The organism is Streptomyces sp. A01, from assembly GCF_059026195.1.
Window position 1 is genome coordinate 184,754 of sequence record NZ_JBWLKN010000003.1, and the last position, 18,432, is coordinate 203,185.

17 protein-coding genes are annotated in these 18,432 nt (G+C 72.8%); 10 read left to right on the forward strand and 7 right to left on the reverse strand.

Features of this window, described 5'->3' with window-relative positions; all coding sequences use genetic code 11:
• Nucleotides 1–206 precede the first annotated feature (206 nt).
• On the reverse strand, nucleotides 207–1,880 hold the full coding sequence (locus tag AC5P1B_RS05205) for an FAD-binding dehydrogenase (protein ID WP_493885077.1): 1,674 nt from the start codon (nucleotides 1,878–1,880) through the stop codon (nucleotides 207–209).
• Nucleotides 1,881–2,079: 199 nt separating this feature from the next.
• Between AC5P1B_RS05205 and AC5P1B_RS05210 the strand changes: the two genes are divergently transcribed.
• The 3 genes from AC5P1B_RS05210 (at nucleotide 2,080) to AC5P1B_RS05220 (ending at nucleotide 3,501) form a co-directional block, all read left to right on the forward strand.
• On the forward strand, nucleotides 2,080–2,622 hold the full coding sequence (locus tag AC5P1B_RS05210) for an NUDIX hydrolase (RefSeq protein WP_493885079.1): 543 nt from the start codon (nucleotides 2,080–2,082) through the stop codon (nucleotides 2,620–2,622).
• A gap of 130 nt (nucleotides 2,623–2,752) precedes the next feature.
• Entirely contained in the window at nucleotides 2,753–3,190 is a 438-nt protein-coding gene (locus AC5P1B_RS05215; RefSeq protein ID WP_493885081.1) for a YidH family protein, read from the forward strand.
• A complete protein-coding gene (locus AC5P1B_RS05220; RefSeq protein WP_493885425.1) occupies nucleotides 3,178–3,501 on the forward strand; it encodes a DUF202 domain-containing protein in 324 nt (107 codons plus the stop codon). The genes AC5P1B_RS05215 and AC5P1B_RS05220 overlap by 13 nt, the downstream gene beginning before the upstream one ends.
• 210 nt (nucleotides 3,502–3,711) lie before the next feature.
• Here the strand turns inward: AC5P1B_RS05220 and AC5P1B_RS05225 are convergent, their stop codons facing one another.
• On the reverse strand, nucleotides 3,712–4,371 hold the full coding sequence (locus AC5P1B_RS05225; protein WP_493885083.1) for an NADPH-dependent F420 reductase: 660 nt from the start codon (nucleotides 4,369–4,371) through the stop codon (nucleotides 3,712–3,714).
• Nucleotides 4,372–4,563: 192 nt separating this feature from the next.
• Here AC5P1B_RS05225 and AC5P1B_RS05230 point away from each other — a divergent pair, with 192 nt between their 5' ends.
• Complete coding sequence (locus tag AC5P1B_RS05230; protein WP_493885426.1) at nucleotides 4,564–4,920, forward strand: winged helix-turn-helix transcriptional regulator; 357 nt, start codon at nucleotides 4,564–4,566, stop codon at nucleotides 4,918–4,920.
• Nucleotides 4,921–5,084: 164 nt separating this feature from the next.
• Entirely contained in the window at nucleotides 5,085–6,032 is a 948-nt protein-coding gene (locus AC5P1B_RS05235) for an MBL fold metallo-hydrolase (RefSeq protein ID WP_493885084.1), read from the forward strand.
• 109 nt (nucleotides 6,033–6,141) lie between these two features.
• On the opposite strand, the gene AC5P1B_RS05240 is transcribed toward AC5P1B_RS05235, so the two are convergent.
• Nucleotides 6,142–7,542 (reverse strand): enolase C-terminal domain-like protein, encoded by a 1,401-nt coding sequence (locus tag AC5P1B_RS05240; RefSeq protein WP_493885086.1) that lies wholly within the window; start codon nucleotides 7,540–7,542, stop codon nucleotides 6,142–6,144.
• Nucleotides 7,543–7,740: 198 nt separating this feature from the next.
• Between AC5P1B_RS05240 and AC5P1B_RS05245 the strand changes: the two genes are divergently transcribed.
• Complete coding sequence (locus tag AC5P1B_RS05245; RefSeq protein WP_493885088.1) at nucleotides 7,741–8,766, forward strand: phosphotransferase family protein; 1,026 nt, start codon at nucleotides 7,741–7,743, stop codon at nucleotides 8,764–8,766.
• 7 nt (nucleotides 8,767–8,773) lie between these two features.
• The gene (locus AC5P1B_RS05250) at nucleotides 8,774–9,988 is read left to right on the forward strand and encodes an acyl-CoA dehydrogenase family protein (protein WP_493885428.1); all 1,215 of its coding nucleotides are present in this window, start codon (nucleotides 8,774–8,776) and stop codon (nucleotides 9,986–9,988) included.
• 217 nt (nucleotides 9,989–10,205) lie between these two features.
• On the opposite strand, the gene AC5P1B_RS05255 is transcribed toward AC5P1B_RS05250, so the two are convergent.
• From AC5P1B_RS05255 to AC5P1B_RS05265, 3 genes are all read right to left on the reverse strand, one after another.
• On the reverse strand, nucleotides 10,206–10,799 hold the full coding sequence (locus AC5P1B_RS05255; protein WP_493885090.1) for a TetR/AcrR family transcriptional regulator: 594 nt from the start codon (nucleotides 10,797–10,799) through the stop codon (nucleotides 10,206–10,208).
• Between the two features lie 68 nt (nucleotides 10,800–10,867).
• The gene (locus tag AC5P1B_RS05260; protein ID WP_493885092.1) at nucleotides 10,868–12,517 is read right to left on the reverse strand and encodes a class I adenylate-forming enzyme family protein; all 1,650 of its coding nucleotides are present in this window, start codon (nucleotides 12,515–12,517) and stop codon (nucleotides 10,868–10,870) included.
• A gap of 69 nt (nucleotides 12,518–12,586) precedes the next feature.
• The gene (locus tag AC5P1B_RS05265; protein WP_493885430.1) at nucleotides 12,587–13,342 is read right to left on the reverse strand and encodes an SDR family oxidoreductase; all 756 of its coding nucleotides are present in this window, start codon (nucleotides 13,340–13,342) and stop codon (nucleotides 12,587–12,589) included.
• A gap of 483 nt (nucleotides 13,343–13,825) precedes the next feature.
• Between AC5P1B_RS05265 and AC5P1B_RS05270 the strand changes: the two genes are divergently transcribed.
• Nucleotides 13,826–14,395 carry a hypothetical protein gene (locus AC5P1B_RS05270; RefSeq protein ID WP_493885094.1) on the forward strand — a complete coding sequence of 190 codons (570 nt, stop codon included), beginning with the start codon at nucleotides 13,826–13,828 and terminating at the stop codon, nucleotides 14,393–14,395.
• 24 nt (nucleotides 14,396–14,419) lie between these two features.
• On the forward strand, nucleotides 14,420–14,821 hold the full coding sequence (locus AC5P1B_RS05275; RefSeq protein ID WP_493885096.1) for a hypothetical protein: 402 nt from the start codon (nucleotides 14,420–14,422) through the stop codon (nucleotides 14,819–14,821).
• Between the two features lie 44 nt (nucleotides 14,822–14,865).
• Here the strand turns inward: AC5P1B_RS05275 and AC5P1B_RS05280 are convergent, their stop codons facing one another.
• The gene (locus tag AC5P1B_RS05280; RefSeq protein WP_493885097.1) at nucleotides 14,866–17,703 is read right to left on the reverse strand and encodes a penicillin acylase family protein; all 2,838 of its coding nucleotides are present in this window, start codon (nucleotides 17,701–17,703) and stop codon (nucleotides 14,866–14,868) included.
• A 131-nt stretch (nucleotides 17,704–17,834) separates the two neighbouring features.
• Between AC5P1B_RS05280 and AC5P1B_RS05285 the strand changes: the two genes are divergently transcribed.
• Nucleotides 17,835–18,431 carry a hypothetical protein gene (locus AC5P1B_RS05285; RefSeq protein WP_493885099.1) on the forward strand — a complete coding sequence of 199 codons (597 nt, stop codon included), beginning with the start codon at nucleotides 17,835–17,837 and terminating at the stop codon, nucleotides 18,429–18,431.
• Nucleotide 18,432: the final 1 nt, after the last annotated feature.

Genomic DNA, 18,432 nt, shown 5'->3' on the forward strand with positions numbered 1-18,432 from the left:
TAACTCCCTTGTGTCCTGGCGGTATTAGCCGTTTCTACGTGCTAACGGTGTTAGCGCGCACGAACAGGGTTCGCGGTCACGGATCGTGGACCGCGGAGGATCAGGACGTGACCAGGCGTCAACTGTTCCAAGGAGTCGGCGAATTGGCCCGCCATGCGGCGCTGGGCGCGGTTCTGGCCAGTCAGCCGCCGGCTATCGGACAAGGTTCAGCCGACGGCCTTGGCGGCGGCCCGGCCCGCGGTGCGTCCGGAGAACAGGCAGCCGCCGAGGAAGGTCCCCTCCAGCGAGCGGTAGCCGTGCATGCCTCCGCCGCCGAACCCCGCGGCCTCCCCCGCCGCGTACAGGCCGGGCAGCGGTTCCCCGTCCTCGGCCAGCACCCGCGAGGACAGGTCGGTCTCCAGGCCGCCGAGGGTCTTGCGGGTGAGGATGCTCAGCCGCACGGCGATCAGCGGGCCCGCCTTGGGGTCGAGCATGCGGTGGGGGGCGGTGGTGCGGATGAGCCGGTCGCCGAGGTAGTTGCGCGTCCCGCGCATGGCGGTGATCTGGAGGTCCTTGGTGAAGGTGTTGGCCAGTTCGCGGTCGCGTGCGGTGATCTCGCGGCGCAGCTCGTCCTCGTCGATGTGGCCGGCCTTGTGCGTGGGCTCGGCCTCGGTGAGCGCGTTCATGCGGCGTACGAGCCCGGTCAGCGAACGCTCGACGATGAAGTCCTCGCCGTGGTCCATGAACGCCTGGACCGGGCCCGGCGCCCCGCCGCGCGCCCTGGCCAGCACGTCGCGGACGCTCTTGGCCGTCAGGTCGGGGTTCTGCTCCGATCCCGAGAGCGTGAACTCCTTCTCGATGATCTTCCTGGTGAGGAGGAACCAGGTGTAGTCGTAGCCGGTCCGCATGATGTGTTCGAGCGTGCCGAGGGTGTCGAAGCCGGGGAAGAGCGGCACCGGCAGCCGCTTGCCGAGCGCGTCCACCCACAGCGGTGAGGGACCGGACAGGATGCGGATGCCGTGGCGCGGCCAGATGGGGTCCCAGTTGCCGACGCCCTCGGTGTAGTGCCACATCCGGTCGCGGTTGATGAGCCGGGCACCGGCCTGCTCGGTGACGGCCAGCAGCTCGCCGTCCACGTGCGCGGGCACCCCGGAGAGCATGCGCGCGGGCGGGGTCCCCAGCCGCTCGGGCCAGTTGCGGCGCACCAGGTCGTGGTTGCCCCCGATGCCACCCGAGGTCACGATCACCGCCTGCGCGCGCAGCTCGAAGGCGCCGGTGACCTCGCGGCTGCTCGGGGTGCCGCGCTCGGCCCCGCTCGGCGCGAGGATCTCGCCGCTGACGGTGTCCACGGTGCCCGCGCCGCGGGACAGGCCGGTGACACGGTGCCGGAACAGCGCCCGGACCAGGCCCCGGGCCATCCCGGCCCGCACCCGGCGCTCGAACGGGGCGACGAGGCCGGGCCCCGTGCCCCAGGTGACGTGGAAGCGGGGGACGGAGTTGCCGTGGCCGTTCGCGTCGTAGCCGCCGCGCTCGGCCCAGCCGACGACGGGGAAGAACCGCACTCCCTGGGCGTGCAGCCAGGGCCGCTTCTCGCCCGCGGCGAAGTCCACGTACGCCTCGGCCCACCGGCGCGGCCAGCGGTCCTCGGGCCGGTCGAACCCGGCGGTGCCCAGCCAGTCCTGCCAGGCGAGCTCGTGGCTGTCGCGGATGCGCAGCCGCCGCTGCTCGGGGGAGCCGACGAGGAACAGCCCGCCGAAGGACCAGTGCGCCTGGCCGCCCAGCGACGCCTCGGGCTCCTGGTCGAGCAGGATCACCTTGCGGCCCGCGTCGACCAGCTCGGCGGTCGCGGCGAGGCCGGCGAGGCCCGCCCCGACCACGATCACATCCGCGTCGTACGCCATGGTTTCCCTCTTCGTCGGGCCCGCCGTCGACGCCGGGCCGGTGGCGGCGCCCGCCGCCGGACGGCCGTGTGCCGCTGTCCGTGCCGCCGCGCCCGGCCACGGGGCCGGGCGGCGGCGTCGTGCTCTGCGCCCGATCCTCGTTACCTGCCGGTACGCCGTCAACCGTCTGAACGGGGTGTTCTGCTGGTTGGATGGCCGGATGGCTGACGACGCGCCCAGGCCGGCGGACGAAGTGCTGGACATCGTGGACGAGCGGGACGAGGTGGTGGGGCAGGCGCGCCGCGGCGAGGTGTACGCGCGCGGGTTGAGGCACCGCTGCGTGTTCATCCTCGCGAAAGACGCGGACGGGCGCGTCTTCGTGCACCGGCGCACCGCCGGGAAACTCGTCTTCCCCTCCCTGTACGACATGTTCGTCGGCGGCGTGGTCGGCGCGGGCGAGGCGTACGACGCCGCCGCGCTGCGCGAGGCGGAGGAGGAGCTGGGCGTCAGCGGGCTGCCCGCGCCGGTGCCGCTGTTCTCCTTCCTCTACGAGCGGCCCGGCCAGTCCTGGTGGTGCCGCGTCTACGAGGTGCGCTGCGACCTGCCGGTCAGCCCGCAGCCCGAGGAGGTCGCCTGGCACGCCTTCCTGCCGGAGGAGGAGCTGGCGCGGCGGCTCACCACGTGGGAGTGGGTGCCGGACGGCGCCGAGGCGTACCAGCGGCTGCTGGAGTGGTGGCGCGGCGCGGACACCCCGCCCGCGTAGCCGCGCGACCGCCGTGGCCGGGGCGTGGCCGGGGCGCGGAGGCGGCGGTGCCCGGTCACGGCGGTGGCGACCGACCCCGCGGTGGCCGCGCCGTTAGGCTCTTGGTCATGAGCGATCCCGCCCGCCCGTCATGACCAGCCCTGATCGCCCTGACCGCCCCGAGCACCCAGGCCGCCTCGGCGCGCTGCGCGCCGGGGCCAGGCTCTGGTTCACCCCGGCCCGGCTGCGCGCCGAAGGCGAGACCCCCGACTACCGCTTCTCGCTCGCCAACGAGCGCACCTTCCTCGCCTGGCTGCGCACCGCGCTGGCGCTGGTGGGTGGTGGCTTCGCGGTGGACCAGTTCCTCCCGGACGCCGACCGGCCACTGCGCACCCCGCTGGCACTGGCGCTGCTGGTGGGCGGCGCCTTGTGCGCGCTGCGCGCGGTCAACCACTGGATTCGCTGCGAGCGGGCCATGCGGCGCAGCGAGGATCTGCCGGTGTCGCGCTTCCCCAGCCTGCTGGGGCTCGGTGTCGGCGTGATCTCCGTACTGATGGTGCTCGTCGTGGCCTTCGACTGGGCGGGCTAGTGGGGACGCCGACGCGCGATCCGGGCCTGCAACCGGAGCGGACCCGGATGGCGTGGCGGCGTACGACACTGACCTGCGCGGTCGTGGGCGTACTGGCCGGGCGGCAGGTCCTGCACGGCGGCCCGCGTCCGGCCGCGCTGCTCGCCATGGCACTGATCTGCCTGGTCTGGCTGGCCTTCCTGGCGGCGGCGCAGCGCCGCATCCAGGCCATGAACGCGCCCCGGCCGCCCGCCCTGTCCCCGCGGGCGGCCGTGGCCGCGGCCGGCTGCACGGTCGCCCTGGCGGCGCTGGGCGCGGCGATACTGCGCTGACCCGCGCCGCCTATGCCGTGTCCGGCGGGTCGTGCGGGGGGCGGAGCCCCCTGTCCGTGCGTCGCGGAGTGCGGGTGCATGGTGGCTGGTCGCGCAGTTCCCCGCGCCCCTGACGGGGCGCACCGCTTCGCTGGGCCAGGGTGGACCTGACGGCCGGGGAGGCCCATGCGCGGTCCCGACGCTGGGCATGCGTGATCCGCCGGATACTCCCTAATCCGTCTGCGCCGCCATGGCCGCCAGCGGCAGGATCGCCGCACGCGGCTCCAGGCCCCGCTGCCACAGTCCGATGACGAACGCGAGGGTGGCCTCCAGGTATCGGGCCCTGGCCAGCTCCCCGGCGGGCAGCGGCACACAGCCGATGTCGCGTACGAGGCCGCTGACGGTCTCCACCGCGTCCGCGTCGTCCCCGCACAGCGGCACCGCCAGCGGACCGTCCGCGGCGGCCGGTGGCGTCATCCGCCACACGAAGTCGGGGAAGAGGTTGAACCCCTTCACCACCCGGGCACCTCCCGCGACGTCCGCTATCCGCTCGGCCGCACTGGTGCCGCCGTCCAGCAGCAGCTTCGCGCCCTCCATGTCCATCGCGTTGGTGCAGTCGATCAGCACCCGGCCCCGCAGCGCGCCCTCGTCGGCGCCCGCGTTCTTCAGCGCCTCGGCCGCCCCGCCGTAGAGCACCGCCAGCAGCACCACAGGCCCGTACTCCGCCGCCTCGCGCAGGCTTCCCGACCGCGCCCCTGACCCGATCCGTGCCGCGAGCGCCGCCGCCCTGGCCTCGTCGCGACCGCCGATCAGCACCTCGTGGCCCGCCCGCACCCACTGCGTGGCCAGTCCCTCCGCCATGTTCCCCGCACCCAGCACTCCGATCCGCATCAGCGGTCTCCTTCGTTCCACCGTCAACCCCGTGGCGGCCTGTTCAGCACGGCCGTACGCGGGATGACGTCAGCGGTCTCTCCTGCTGGCAGACTCTAGGAAGTCCGTCGGACACCCCGAGGTACCCAACGGATGCGATAGGAGGAACAGGTGACGACACCACAGCAGGCACAGACCGGCAGGTCGGACGACATGTTCATCGCCGACTGCCGCGCCAGGCTCGGCTTCGAGCTGCTGGCCAACACCTGGACCTCCGTCGTGGTCTTCGCCCTGCGCTCCGGCCCCCGGCGGCCGAAGGAACTGCGGGCGGCGATCGGCGGGATCAGCGCCAAGGTGCTCCACGACACGTTGCGGCGGCTGGAACGCGACGGGCTGGTCGGCCACCGCCGGTACGCGGAGGCTCCGCCCCGGGTGGAGTACGCCCTGACGGAGCTCGGTGAGAGCCTGCTCGGGCCCATCGAGGCGCTGAGCGTCTGGGCCTTCGAGAACGCCGACGCGGTGCTGGCGGCGCAGGCGCGCGACGACGAGCGCGGCGAGGCGTGCTCGTAGACGTGTACTCGTAGCAGAGGTGCCCGCAGGCCTGTGCTCGCGTGGCGGCGCGGGGGTGCGTACGGGGAGGGCCCACGGGGCGTGCCCCCGGGGAGCCTCTTCCGGAGGCGGTGCCCGGCTGCGACGCTGAGCGCGCCGATACAGCAGGTCTCCGGGGAGGGCACATGTCCAGTACCAGCTCCAGGCCGAACGCCGCCAGGACGGCGGTCAGCCAGCCATACGCCACCCAACTCGCCTCGGGAGCGCACGCCTACGTCCAGCCGGACGGCGGCTGGTGCCTGAACAACGCGGGGTTCGTCAGTGACGGGCGCACCACGTTGATGATCGACACAGCGGCCACCGAGCGCCGCGCCCGCGCGTTACGCGAGGCGGTGCTCGCCAGCGGCGCCCCGCAGCCCCGCGTGGTCGTCAACACCCACCATCACGGCGACCACACCTACGGCAACGGGGTGTTCCTGCCCGAGGCGACGGTGATCGGGCATGTCGCCTGCCGCCGCGAAGCGCTGGCCAACGGCCTCCAGCTGCACGCGATATGGCCCCATGTCGACTTCGGCGACATAGAGGTCACCGCGCCCAGCGTCACGTACACCGACACCCTCACCCTGCATGTCGGGGACACCGAGGTGCAGCTGATCCACCCGGGGGTCTCCCACACCACCGGGGACACCATCGTCTGGCTGCCGCAGCAACGCGTCGTCTACACCGGCGACCTCGTCTTCCACGGCGGCACCCCCTTCGTCCTGATGGGCTCGCTCAGCGGCTCGCTGGACGCGGTCGCGCGGCTGCGCGCGCTGGACGCGGAGACGGTCGTGCCCGGCCACGGGAGGGTCACCGACCCCGGCGTGTACGACACGGTGGAGCGCTACCTGCGATACGTCGGCGAACTGGCCGCGCAAGGCCACAAGGAGGGCCGTACGCCGCTTGAGCTGGCTCGCGGCGCCGACCTGGGCGAGTTCGCCGCGCTGCGGGAGAGCGAGCGGCTGGTCGCCAACCTGCGCCGCGCGTACGCGGAACTGGACGGCCTGCCGCCGGGCTCGCCGATCGACGCGGCCGCGTCGTTCGCGGAGATGACCATGATGAACGGCGGGCAGCCGGTGGCCTGCCACGCCTGACGGCGACGGCGCGCGCACGGAGGGGCCCGCTGGAGCCCAGGCGCCTCCGCGCGCGGGGGAACGGCACCGGGTGATCGCGGGGCAACCACCGGCGCCTGCGAGCCGCGCGTCACCAGCGCGGCACAGCCGGGGTGACCCACGCGGGGTCCGCCGCGCGCATCGCCCTGGCGTCGTCGCGGTCGCGCAGGGCGCCGTCGTCGTCGAGCCAGCGCTGGTGGCAGGCGGCGAGCGCGGCGCGGTCGAGGGTGACGCCGAGGCCGGGTCCTTCGGAGACGGCCAGCCGCCCGTCGTGGAAGACGTGGCGCTCGGTGATCACGTCCTCGGTCTGCCAGGGATAGTGGGTGTCGCAGGCGTAGTCGAGGTGGGGAACGGTGGCGGCGACGTGGGTCATGGCGGCGAGGCTGACGCCGAGGTGGGTGTTGGAGTGCATGGACAGGCCGACGCCGAAGGTGTCGCAGATGGCGGCGAGTTCGCGGGTGTTGCGCGGACCGCCCCAGTAGTGGTGGTCCGCGAGCACCACCTGGACGGCGTCGCGGGTGAACGCCTCGCGGATCTCGGGAAAGGTCGTGACGCACATGTTCGTGGCGAGCGGCAGCCCGGCCCGCGCGGCGACCTCGGCCATCCCCGCCGTGCCGCTCGTGGGGTCCTCCAGGTACTCCAGGACGTCCCTGAGCTCGTCGGCGACCCGCAGGGACGTCGGCACCGACCACGCGCCGTTGGGGTCGAGCCGCAGCGGCCGGCCGGGGAACGCCCCGGCCAGCGCGCGTATCGCCGCTGTCTCCTCCTCCGGCGGGAAGACGCCGCCCTTGAGCTTGAAGGAGCGGAAGCCGTAGTCGGCAGCGAAGCGCCGCGCCTGGGCGACGATCCCCGCCGGGTCGAGGGCCGCCCCCCAGTCGTCCACCGGGGCGCCGGAGCCGGGGTGGCGGGCCCAGCGGTAGAAGAGGTAGGCGCTGTACTCGACGTGGTCGCGCACCTTGCCGCCGAGCAGCGCGTGCACAGGCAGCCCGAGGGCCTTTCCGAGCGCGTCCAGGCAAGCCACCTCGAAGCCGGAGACGACGGACAGCCGCAGCTTGTCGGCGGTGCGCACGCCGCGCAGCCCGCCCGCGTCCACCCCGCCTTCCGCCTCCGGGCTGTCCCTGCCTGGGCCCTCCGCGTCCGGACCAGGGGCGAACCCGGAGGCGGGACCGCCGCCGACGCGGGAAGCCCGGTCGCCGGAGCCGCCCGCCAGAGAGAAAAGTGCGTTCATGTCCGTGACCCGGCGGCCAGGCAGCGCCTCGGCCAGCGGGCGCGCCAGCGCCAGATACGCGGTGTCGCCGTACGTCTCGCCCACACCGGTCACCCCGCCGCGCGTGACGACCTCGATGATCAGTCTGGGAGTGCGGGGCTGGTGCACGCCCTGGGTGTTGAGCAGCGGTGGATCGGCGATCAGGACCGGGGTCAGGCGGACGTGGTCGATCACCAGACCGGGCGCGGCGTCAGCCGGCGAAGGGATACCCTCACGAGGACTCATATATGAACTGTATTCAGAATTACGGTCATGATGCGAGAAGGTCGACGGATTCACTGGACTCCATACCGACTGGTCGGCATCATGAGTCGGGTCCCCGGGCTGTCCCCGGCCTGCCCCGAGCTGTCCCCGGACTGTTCCGGTCTGCCCCGGGCTGTCCCGGACTTGTTCCATCCGATCCCACCCGTGGAGGAAGACTCGATGAGCGCTGGCAATCCGCCCCCAGGTCTCGACCTGGCAGGGCTGCGCGCGTACCTCGATCGCGAGCGGCCAGGGCAGGTGGGCGGGCCGCTGAGCGCCGAGCTCATCGAGGGAGGCCGGTCCAACCTGACGTACGCGGTCTCCGACGGCACCTCCCGCTGGGTCGTGCGGCGGCCGCCGCTCGGGCACGTGCTGGCGACCGCGCACGACATGAGCCGCGAGTTCCGGGTGATCAGCGCGCTGCACCCGACCGCCGTGCCGGTCCCCGAGCCGCTGGTGCTGTGCGAGGACGAGTCGGTGACCGGTTCGCCGTTCTACGTCATGGAGTTCGTCGAGGGCACCCCGTACCGCACCGCCGAGCAGCTGTCGAAGCTGGGCCCCGAGCGCACCCGCGCCCTGGTCCTCAGCCTGGTCGACACCCTCGTCGATCTCCACGCGGTCGATCCCGTCGCCGCCGGTCTCGCGGACTTCGGCAGGCCCGAGGGGTTCCTTGAGCGCCAGCTGCGCCGCTGGGGCAAGCAGCTCGCCGCGTCGCGGAACCGGGAGCTGCCCGGCATCGACGCGCTGCACGAGGCGCTGACGGGCGCCCTGCCGCCGTCCCCCGCCGCCACCGTCGTGCACGGCGACTACCGCCTGGACAACGTGCTGGTCGGCGAGGACGACAGCATCAAGGCTGTCCTCGACTGGGAGATGTCCACCCTCGGCGACCCGCTCACCGACCTCGGGCTGCTGGTGATGTACAGCGAGCAGCCGCAGCTCGCCGACTCCCCCATCACCACCACGCGGGGCGCCCCCGGCCACCCGGAGACCGCCGAGCTGATCGAGCGGTACGCCGCCAGGTCGGGGCGCGACACCGGGCACATCGCCTGGTACACCGCCTTCGCGTACTTCAAGCTCGCGGTCATCGCGGAGGGCATCCACTACCGCTACACACTCGGGCAGACCGTCGGTGAGGGCTTCGACCGCATCGGCGGCCTGGTGCCGCTGCTCATCGAGAACGGTCTCACCACCCTTGACGAGAGCTGAGGCAGCCATGGACTTCGCGTACGACGCCCGCACCGAAGAGCTTCGGGAGAAGCTGCTCGCCTTCATGGACGAGCACGTCTATCCGGCCGAGGCCGTCGCCGACGAGCAGCGCGCGGCGCAGCAGGACCCCTGGGTCGTGCCGCCCGTGGTGGACGAGCTCAAGGCGGAGGCCCGCAAGCGGGGCCTGTGGAACCTGTTCCTGCCGGACCCCCGGTACGGGGCGGGGCTGACCAATGCCCAGTACGCGCCGCTCGCCGAGATCACCGGGCGCAGCCCGCACCTCGCGCCCACCGCGCTGAACTGCGCGGCGCCCGACACCGGCAACATGGAGGTGCTGACCGACTTCGGCTCCGACGAGCAGCGCGAGCGCTGGCTTGAGCCGCTGCTCGCGGGCGAGATCCGGTCCGCGTTCGCGATGACCGAGCCGGACGTGGCCTCGTCCGACGCGACGAACATCGAGACCCGGATCGAGCGGGACGGTGACGACTACGTCGTCACGGGCCGCAAGTGGTACATCTCCGGGGCGATGAACCCCGACTGCAAGATCTTCATCGTGATGGGCAAGACGGACCCGGAGGGCGCCGACGTCCGCCGCCAGCAGTCGATGGTGCTCGTGCCGCGCGACACCCCGGGCGTCGAGGTGCGCCGCGCGATGCGGGTGTACGGCTACGAGGACCACGACCACGGCGGCCACGCCGAGGTCGTCTTCGACGAGGCGCGGGTGCCGGTCGGCAACCTCATCGGCGAGGAGGGCGGCGGCTTCGCCATCGCCCAGGCCCGTCTTGGCCCCGGCCGTATCCACCACTGCATGCGGCTGATCGGCATGGCCGAACGCGCCATCGAGCTGATGTGCCGCCGGGCGCTGGACCGTACGGCGTTCGGCAAGCCGCTGGCCGAGCAGAGCCTGATCCACGCGTGGATCGCGGACGCGCGCGTGAGCGTCGAGCAGCTGCGGCTGCTGGTGCTGAAGACCGCCTGGCTGATGGACACGGTCGGCAACCGGGGCGCGCACACCGAGATCCAGGCCATCAAGATCGCCACGCCGCGTACGGTCGCCGGCATCATCGACCAGGCGGTGCAGCTGCACGGCGGCGGCGGCGTCGGGCAGGACTTCCCGCTCGCGGAGCTGTGGGCGGCCGCGCGCACCCTGCGGCTCGCCGACGGGCCCGACGAGGTCCACCAGAGGTCGCTGGCGCGGCGGGAGTTGAAGAAGTACCGCTGACGCGGTGAGTTCCCCGAGCCGGTGGGCGCGTCCCGTCGGCTCGGGGAACACCGCGCGCGGCGCGGTAAGAGGAGAGCGGAGCACTGGCACGACCGCCCGGATCGCCTGACCTCAGCCGGCCGGGGTGCGCCCGGGAACGGCCCGTCGGCGCGGACGGTCCCGGAGTGCCGTCGCACCAGCGGACCGCTGCGGCGGCCGCGCGGTGACCGCCCGCCCCCTATGGCCGCAGCGCGCGCAGCAGCAGATCCGCCAGGTGGGCGGCGAGCTGGTGGGCGTCCAACGGGCCGTCCGGGCGGTACCAGGTACCCAGGTGGTGGACGGACCCGAAGTGGTAGTCCACGACCAGGTCGGCGGGGGTGGCGTCACTGAAGACGCCCGCCCGCTGGCCCTCCTCGATCAGGGCGCGGAACCGTTCGTGGTAGCGCCGCCGTTCGGCCCTGACCTGCTTGTTCTTCTCGGGGCTGAGCTGGTGCATCGAGCGGAAGAAGATCTTCGTGTCGTCCAGGTTCTCGATGGTGGTGACGACCACGTCGGCGGCGGCGTCCCACAGCCGCCGCTCGACGGGCGCGTCGGCGTCGGCGAGCGCGTCGAGGCGCTCCTGCTGGAGGCGGAGCACCCGCCCGTACACCTCGTGCAGCAGGTCGTCCTTCGAGCCGAAGTAGTGGTAGAGCGCGCCCTTGGTGACGCCCGCCGCCTCCACGATCTCCTGTACCGAGGTGCGGTCGTAGCCGCGCTCGGCGAACAGCCGGGTCGCGGCCTCCAGGAGCCGCTCGGGCACTGGTCTCGCGCCGCCGTCCGTCGCTTTGGCCATCCCCGCCACCTGCCCCTCGTTCGTTCCGTTCGCCGTCGCCGCGCGCCCCGCCCGCCTGGGACGGCGCGCTACGCCCTGGTGCGCAGTTCCCGCCGGAGGATCTTCCCACTCGCCGTCTTGGGCAGTTCCGGCAGGATCTCCACCTCACGGGGGTATTTGTACGCGGCGAGACGCTCTTCGCAGTAGGCGACGAGCTCGGCGGACGGCGTGTCGCTGCCCGGCCGCAGGCTGACGTACGCCTTCACCGACTCGCCACGATAGGCGTGCGGCACGCCGACGACGGCCGCTTCGCGCACCGCCGGGTGGGTGTACAGCACGTCCTCGACCTCGCGCGGCCAGACCTTGAAACCGGACGCGTTGATCATGTCCTTCTTGCGGTCCACGACGTACAGCCAGCCGTCTTCGTCCATGAAGCCGATGTCGCCGGTGCGCAGCTCCCCTGCGGGGAGGGCCGCCGCGCTCTCCTCGGGCCTGCGCCAGTAGCCGGGGACGACCATCGGGCCGCGTACGGCGATCTCGCCCGGTTCGCCGAAGGGGACCTCCGCTCCCTCCTCGTCCAGGACGCGCACGACGGTGTCGGGGCCGGGTACGCCCACGGCGAGGGTGCCGGAGGCCGGGTCCACGGGGGCCGTGCGGCCCGGTGGGACGCTGGCGCACGGCGCGGTGCACTCGGTGAGTCCGTAGCCGTTGTGCAGATACGGGCCCAGGCGCTGCTGGAAGGTCTCCACCAGCGCGGGCGGCAGCGGCGCACCACCCGAGGAGATGATCCGGAAGGAGGCGAAGTGATCGCGGGTCGCCTCGGGGTGGGCCATGAGCGCCATGAACGCGGTGGCCGGGCCGACGGTGTACGCGGGGCGGTGCTCGGCGAAGGCGTCCAGGACGGTGCCCGCCTCAAAGCGGTAGGCGAGGACCAGCGTTCCCGCGGCGGCGAAGCAGCTCGCCAGCTCGCAGACGAGTCCGGTGATGTGGAACAGCGGGGCCAGCGTGAAGTACGCGGACCCGTCCGGCAGGCCGTGCCCGGTGCGCTGCCGCTCGGCGTTGTAGGCCATGTTGCCGTGGGTGTTGGTGGCGCCCTTGGGGGCCCCGCTGGTGCCCGAGGTGTAGCAGATGAGGGCGGTGTCCCCCGGGGCCAGGGCGGGAACCGCCGGTGGCGTGGCGCCGCCGCGCGCGGCGGCGAGCAGGTCGGTGGTGTCCTCGGGGACGGGGCCGCGCGCGGTGGGGAGCACGCGCGCGTCGTCGCGGGTCTGGAAGTCCGCCTCGCCGGTGGTGAGCACGATCCGTACGGGTGAGGCGGCGGCCGTCTCCCGCAGGTAGTCCTCCCAGGCCCGGTCGGAGCACACCAGTGCGGTGACCTCGGCGTCGGCCAGGATGTGCGCGCACTCGCCCGCCTTGTACATCGGGTTGACGGGCACCGCGACGCCGCCCGCCTTCCAGGTCGCGAGCAGGGTGAGGACGAAGTGCGGGGTGTTCTGGAGCAGCATCGCGAGCCGGTCGCCGGGGCGGAAGCCGCGCTCGGCGAGGTGCCCGGCGAGCGCGTCGGACAGCTGGTCCACCTCCCGGTAGCTCAGCCGCCCGTCGAAGTAGGCGAGCGCGACGCGGTCGGGGGCGGCGCCGACCGCGTCCCGGAAGGCGTGGAGCACGCTCGGCCGGGGCTCGATGGGTGCGCGCTGCGCTTCGTTGAGCTGTGCCAGCCAGGGCTGGTCCTGGTACGAGGTCATGGGCGCGGCTCCTCTTGGGTCGTCCAGGTGTCGTGGGCGCGGGGGGTGGCTCAGGGAGGGTCCGCGCGCTCAGTCCGTGAGCCGCTCGACCTTCTGCTGGAGGTGGTTGACGCCGGCGAGCCAGCGGTCGGGGGTGGTGGCGCGGGCGGCGTAGTAGCCGGCCACCTCGGGGTGCGGCAGGATCAGGAAGCGGCCCTCGCCGATTCCCTCGAAGAGCGCCTCGGCGACCTGTGCGGGCTCGATGGCGGTCGGCGCGAGGACCAGGTCGCCGGTGGGACCGGTGGACGTCAGCATGTCGGTGCGCACGCCCTGCGGGCAGATCGCGTGGACGTGGACTCCCCGGTGCCGGTAGGTGGCCGACAGCCATTCCGCGAAGGCGTACGCGCCGTGCTTGGAGACGCTGTACGGGGCGGAGCCGACCATGGTGAGCAGCCCGGCGGCGGAGACGGTGGAGACGAAGCGGCCCTCGCCGCGCTCCAGCCAGTCGGGCAGCAGCTCACGGGCCGCACGGACGTGTGCCATGACATTCACGTCCCAGGCGGCGGCCCACAGGCTCTCATCGGCCTCGGGGCCACCGGTGGGGGCCACGCCCGCGTTGGCGCAGTAGACGTCGATGGTGCCGCCCAGCGCTTCGCGGGCCGCCGGGACGACGCCGGAGGCGTCACCCGGGAGGGCGGTGCCGCCGATCTCGTCGGCGACGGCCTTCGCCTTGCCCGCGTCGATGTCGTTGATCACGACCCGGGCGCCCCGGGCGGCGAAGCCCCGGGCGAGTGCCGCGCCGATGCCGCCGCCCGCGCCGGTCACGACAACTCCCGCGTCCCGCATGCTGTCCACGTCTGTCTCTCCCTCGGTCCGGCCGGTGACGCCCGTTCGCCCGTGCCCGACGCCGGCTGGGCACGGTCCGCTGGGCACTGCCCGGGCAGACTAACCGGTCGGTATGTGCGGGCGGAAGGGCGGGAACGGTGCGGGCTTCCGGCTCCCCCGCCGCCCATGGCCGCGGCGCCCCGCCCCCCGCTCGCCTCACCGTTCCCGGACGCCCAGCCGAGCGGCCGGCCCACGGGCGGGTACGCCCGCGCTGCCGCGTATCACCGCCGCATACCGCTGCCGCGCCGTTCCCGTATTCGCGCCGCGAGAATATCCGGGAAGAAACTGATCCCGGGTTCAGCAGGAATTATCTAGGGATTTGTTCCGGAAATCCTGGTTGAATCGGCCCGGGTCGTGGAAAACTTCTGCGCTGTCGCACCCCTATTGACCCGCGACCCGCTTCCCCAGCGGGCTGCGCCTTATTCAACAAGGAGAAACAAGCACGTGAGTCATTCCCAGGTCGCCCCTCCCCTCGGCGGCCACCGGCAGGCCCCTTCCGCCGCGAAAAGGCCGGGCCTCGTGCTCGCCCTGCTGCTCACCTCCGCCGTGTCGGCCCTGGCCGGGCTGATCGGTTCTGTCCTGGTCTTCGCCGGTGGCAAGGATCTCGCCGAGGACAACGTCAAGGACGTGATCGACGAGCACCCGGACGTCCTCGGCCTCCCCTCGGGCTTCACCTCGGCGGACTTCAAGTCCCTCACCGGGCCCATGTGGGAGGAGCTGATCAGCGACCGGCAGGACACCCTCACCGCCCGTGCGGGCATGGTGGTGTTCTTCGCACTCTTCGCGCTGATAGCCACCCTGTGCGCCCGCAAGGCCGCGACCTGGGCGCGCGTCCTCATCACCATCGCGGCCCTCGCCTCCGTCGTCACGCATTTCCTTATCGTGGGTGATTACGAGCCGGATTCCGTGACGGCGGCCAGCTTTGTCGCCATTATCGGCAGCCTCGTCGCCGTCATTCTCTGTTGGCTGCCTCCGGTGGGCCGTTATGGCCGCGAGCGTAAAGCCCAGGGCTGAGCGGAAAGGCTCAAGGCCGTACGTATGGCGTACGGCCGGACGCCCGCCCGGTCGGGCGTGAGCGTGGAACCGTACGGGGAACTGACCTACGACGCGGACGGGGACGCGGCCCCAGGTCAGCGGCTCCAGCTCCAAGAACAGCTCCGCCGCGCGGACACCACCGATCTGGTGGTGTCCGCGCACGGCTGGAGCGACGACCGGTCGATGGCGACGCGCTTGTACGGCCGGTTCTTCCAGCCCGTCCCCGGCCTGCCCGGCTCGGCGGCTCCCGGCACACGGCTCGGCCAGGCCGTCTCCGGCCGATCATGCTGGGGGAGCCCCTGCCCGCACGTCGCGGACCGCGGGTGCGTCGTGGTTGGTCGCGCGGTTCCCCGCGCCCCTGACGGGGCACACCCCCGCGCTGTGCCAGAGGCCGGACACGCGTGATCCGCCGGGCACCCCGTAGGCGGAAGTGATCTGGCGACGCGCGCTCAGCGGTGCGAGCGGAACTCCACCACCTGCTGGTACGTCGGCCGGTTCTGCCAGTGGACGGTGTCGTGCGTGAGCCCGCCTACCGGCCGGTGGATGAGGGCGTCCGCACACCACTGGTCGCCCGCCGCGCAGTCGGCGTCGCCGGGGTAGACCTCGGCCGCCGGGACGCCTGCCGCCCGCTTCAGCGTGCTCAGGAGCGTGTCCCGGCAGGCCGCGAGATCGCCGCCACCGCAGTACGGTCTCGCGAGCCCGCCCCGCACGTCCTCCCCGAGCAGCGCGCGCAGGTCCTTGTCGGCGTAGCTCCACCAGCCGCTGAGGAACGCGGACCCGGCGTGCCCGCCGGTCGCCCCGTGCCGCGCGGAGGGCGGCTCGTCCACCGGGACGCCGGCGCGGAGCGCGTCGTACAGGCCGTCGCCGAGGCCGGGCTTGAACGCGCCCTCGACCAGCAGCGGCCACCAGGCGTCCAGCAGCCGGATCGCGTCGGCGTGCGCGTAGCGGCGCGATCCGGGGGCGCTCTCGCGGCGCTGGGAGCCCGCCGCGCGCCAGGACTCCAGTTTCCCGACGGCGGTGGCGAGTTCCGGATCGGTGACGGGCGCGCCGCGGACCACCTTCAGCAGCTCGGGCAGCAGGGCCTCGCCGCGCAGGTCGGTGAGGCCCGCCTCGGCCATGGCGCGGGTCAGGTCCGCCCGGGTCACCCCTCCCCGCTCTACCAGTGCGCGCACCCGGCGGTCGAGGAGGTCGCCCCGGTGCACGGAGCCGTTGCCGAACCCGGCGGCGCCGTACTCCTTCGCCTGCCGGTTGTTCCAGCTGATGTAGTAGTCCTGGTCGACGGACTGCGGGTGCTGCTCGGGCGGAGTGTACGCGGCGGTGTTGGCGGCGGGGTCGAAGTCCCGCCATTCGTAGGCGGGTTGGGCCGCGACGGGCAGCGAGGGATCGACGCCGGGGGCGCGCACCGGATTCAGGCCGCTGTTGTAGTACGCGGTCTGCCGGGAGTCGGCGTAGAACCAGTTGAAGGTGTAGCCGATGTGCCGGGCCGCGCTCTGGAAGGTCTTCGCGTCCCGCACGTAGCCGGGGTCGTTCAGCAGCTGGAAACCGATGATGGAGTCGGCCTCATGCCGGTAGGTGGAGCGCAGCGCGGTGTAGGCGACGGGTTCGCCGCGTACCGTCGCGCGGTGCGTCACCGTCCCGTAGCGCGTGCGGAAGACCTGCATCCGGTACGACCCCGCGGCGCTCGAATCGGCGAGGGACGGCTTCCAGGCGTTGCGGCGCTCGATCTTCTCCATGGCGACGCACTCCCCCCGGTACCGGTAGTGCGTCGCGTCCGGGCGGGGCGCCGTGCCATCCGGGGAGCACAGCTCCACGGCGTAGGTGTCGGTGATGTCCTGCCCGGCCGAGGTCGCGCTCCAGGCGTAGTCCTGGCCGCGCCCGAGCTGCACGTACATCCCGATGCCAGCGAAGGACGCGCCCCTGGCGCTGATGCCGGGCCCCTGGAGCTCCTGGAGCATCAGCAGCTGCGGAGCGAAGTAGCCGGTCTGCGGGCCGAAGACGGCGACGGGGTGGCCGCTGGCGGTGTGCTCGCCGGAGACGACCAGGGCGTTGGACATGCCGCGCTTCTCGCGCGGCAGACCGGCGGGGAGCACCCCGTCGTCGTGGATGCCGCGCAGCTTCCTCAGCTGTCCCGTGGCCTTCACCGGGTCCTTCGCGGGGCGCGCGGCGCCGCCCGTACGGTCGTGGACGAGCTGTTCGGGGGTCACCGTTCCCGCGTCGGGCAGGGCGGTGCCGCGCGGATGGTCCGGTCTGCCCGCGTACGGGAAGCGGCTGCCGTCGTGCACGGTCAGCACGGCCTCCGGGTCGTCCCGCTCTCGGAAGGACTCCCACACGCGGGTGCCCTCGGCCACTCCGTACCGCTGCTGCGCGGCGAGCAGCGACACCGCCGACCGCACCTCGCCGCCTCCGCCGTTGCCGAACAGCGCGCCGACCACCGACGCCAGCGCGATGAGGTCGGTGAGCTTGAACGGCTTGATCTCCCCGGCGTTGGTGATCGCGTCGACGTGCCCCGTCAGGACGTACTCACCGGGGAAGTACCGGCCTCTCTTGGCCTTCACGCGGTACGCGTTGATGCCGTCCACATACGCCTGGGCGTCGGCCATCGCCTGCCTGCCGCGCTCCCCCTCGGTGGCGGCGATCCGGTCGATCTGGCGCTGGAGATCGTCCTCCGTGTACGGGGCCTGCCGGAAGAAGTCCTGCTCCAGTCCCTGGTTGGCGAGCGCGCCGCCCGCGAACGGGGTGAGGTCGCCGCGCCCGATGTGCCGGAACAGGTCCATGAGCCACAGCCGGTCCTGCCCGGCCGCGTACCCGGCGCCGAACTCTGTGCCCTCACGGGTGGTTCCCTTGATGTGCGGGACCCCGGTCTTCTTGTCCCGGGTGATGGTGACGTCCGGGCGCGGCGCTATCCGGGAGGCCACCTGGCCCGCGGGGACCCCGAAGGACGCGTCATTGAAGAAGTCGGTCAGTTTGTCATCGGTGAGCGAGGGGTAGCCGCCGACGAGGCCGTCATAACGGCCGAGCTGGTCGGTGCTGTGCGCCGGGTGCGTGCCCAGAACGCGGTGGGCGAGGATCTCGGCGAGTGTGGCGTTGCCGTTCTGGCCGGGCGGCAGGATGTCCGCACAGCCGCCCTGGCAGAAGTCGGTGACCGGGGGCGGCGGGGCATCCGGTCCGGCGGCCCGCGCGCTCGGGGGCGGTGGGGCCAGCAGGGTGGCGCCGAGCGCCAGCAGCGCCGTGGCGACAGTTGTCCGAAACGTACGGGAAGTGGTGAGCGTGCCGATGCGTCGACGCATACCTGCTCCTCCGGGGGGCAACGCGGCGGAGAGTACTCCGGGGACGACAAACCTGGAAGATGGGTCCAGAACACGGCGAGCCACGTCCATGGGGCATCGGATCTGGTCCGCACTGTCGGAGGTGGGATGCCTTGGCCGGTTTCAGAGCACTCGCGCAACAGGTACGTGATCCGCACAACAGCGTGGCGCTGCGGCGCACTTCGCTCCGCAAATGCCTCGAACGGTTCGCCCCGTACGGGCACCGGGCGACCTGGCACCACCTGTGTGTCCGCACCGGGATGCGGCCGGGAGACCGGCACCCGGACCCGGAGCTGCTGGTAGCCGCGCTGGAGGAACTGGAGGAGGCGCGGGAGGTGTGGCTCGGCTACGAGGCGGAGTTCGCCGCCCGGCGCAGGCGTGAGAAACGCGACGGGGTGCGCCAGCCGGGCGCCGTCGACGACTGGCACCGCCTCACCTGGGGCGGCTGCGAGATCGTCCGGTGCGCCGACCCGGAGACGCACCCCAGCGCACCGCTGGCCCAGGTGCTGCGCCAGGTCATCGCCGCCATGGAGGCCGACCCGGGGAGGAGGCCCGGCCTCGGCTGCCCTGTCTGCGGTCAGGAGCGGCTCATGTGGCGAGGCCGCGCCGACCGCACCTGGGAACGCGGCCCGGTCTGCGCGAGCTGCGGGATCGTGGTGCCGCGGCTGGGCTCCACGGTCCGGGCGCCCGTGTTGGCCGGGGTGCGTTGAC

What these genes read in the sequence shown, in the direction of transcription:
- AC5P1B_RS05205 (WP_493885077.1), bottom strand. Translation starts at nt 1,880, where the DNA reads ATGGCGTACGACGCGGATGTGATCGTGGTCGGGGCGGGCCTCGCCGGC.
- AC5P1B_RS05210 (WP_493885079.1), top strand. Translation starts at nt 2,080, where the DNA reads ATGGCTGACGACGCGCCCAGGCCGGCGGACGAAGTGCTGGACATCGTG.
- AC5P1B_RS05215 (WP_493885081.1), top strand. Translation starts at nt 2,753, where the DNA reads ATGACCAGCCCTGATCGCCCTGACCGCCCCGAGCACCCAGGCCGCCTC.
- AC5P1B_RS05225 (WP_493885083.1), bottom strand. Translation starts at nt 4,371, where the DNA reads ATGCGGATCGGAGTGCTGGGTGCGGGGAACATGGCGGAGGGACTGGCC.
- AC5P1B_RS05230 (WP_493885426.1), top strand. Translation starts at nt 4,564, where the DNA reads ATGTTCATCGCCGACTGCCGCGCCAGGCTCGGCTTCGAGCTGCTGGCC.
- AC5P1B_RS05235 (WP_493885084.1), top strand. Translation starts at nt 5,085, where the DNA reads ATGTCCAGTACCAGCTCCAGGCCGAACGCCGCCAGGACGGCGGTCAGC.
- AC5P1B_RS05240 (WP_493885086.1), bottom strand. Translation starts at nt 7,542, where the DNA reads ATGAGTCCTCGTGAGGGTATCCCTTCGCCGGCTGACGCCGCGCCCGGT.
- AC5P1B_RS05245 (WP_493885088.1), top strand. Translation starts at nt 7,741, where the DNA reads ATGAGCGCTGGCAATCCGCCCCCAGGTCTCGACCTGGCAGGGCTGCGC.
- AC5P1B_RS05250 (WP_493885428.1), top strand. Translation starts at nt 8,774, where the DNA reads ATGGACTTCGCGTACGACGCCCGCACCGAAGAGCTTCGGGAGAAGCTG.
- AC5P1B_RS05255 (WP_493885090.1), bottom strand. Translation starts at nt 10,799, where the DNA reads ATGGCCAAAGCGACGGACGGCGGCGCGAGACCAGTGCCCGAGCGGCTC.
- AC5P1B_RS05260 (WP_493885092.1), bottom strand. Translation starts at nt 12,517, where the DNA reads ATGACCTCGTACCAGGACCAGCCCTGGCTGGCACAGCTCAACGAAGCG.
- AC5P1B_RS05265 (WP_493885430.1), bottom strand. Translation starts at nt 13,342, where the DNA reads ATGCGGGACGCGGGAGTTGTCGTGACCGGCGCGGGCGGCGGCATCGGC.
- AC5P1B_RS05275 (WP_493885096.1), top strand. Translation starts at nt 14,420, where the DNA reads ATGGCGTACGGCCGGACGCCCGCCCGGTCGGGCGTGAGCGTGGAACCG.
- AC5P1B_RS05280 (WP_493885097.1), bottom strand. Translation starts at nt 17,703, where the DNA reads ATGCGTCGACGCATCGGCACGCTCACCACTTCCCGTACGTTTCGGACA.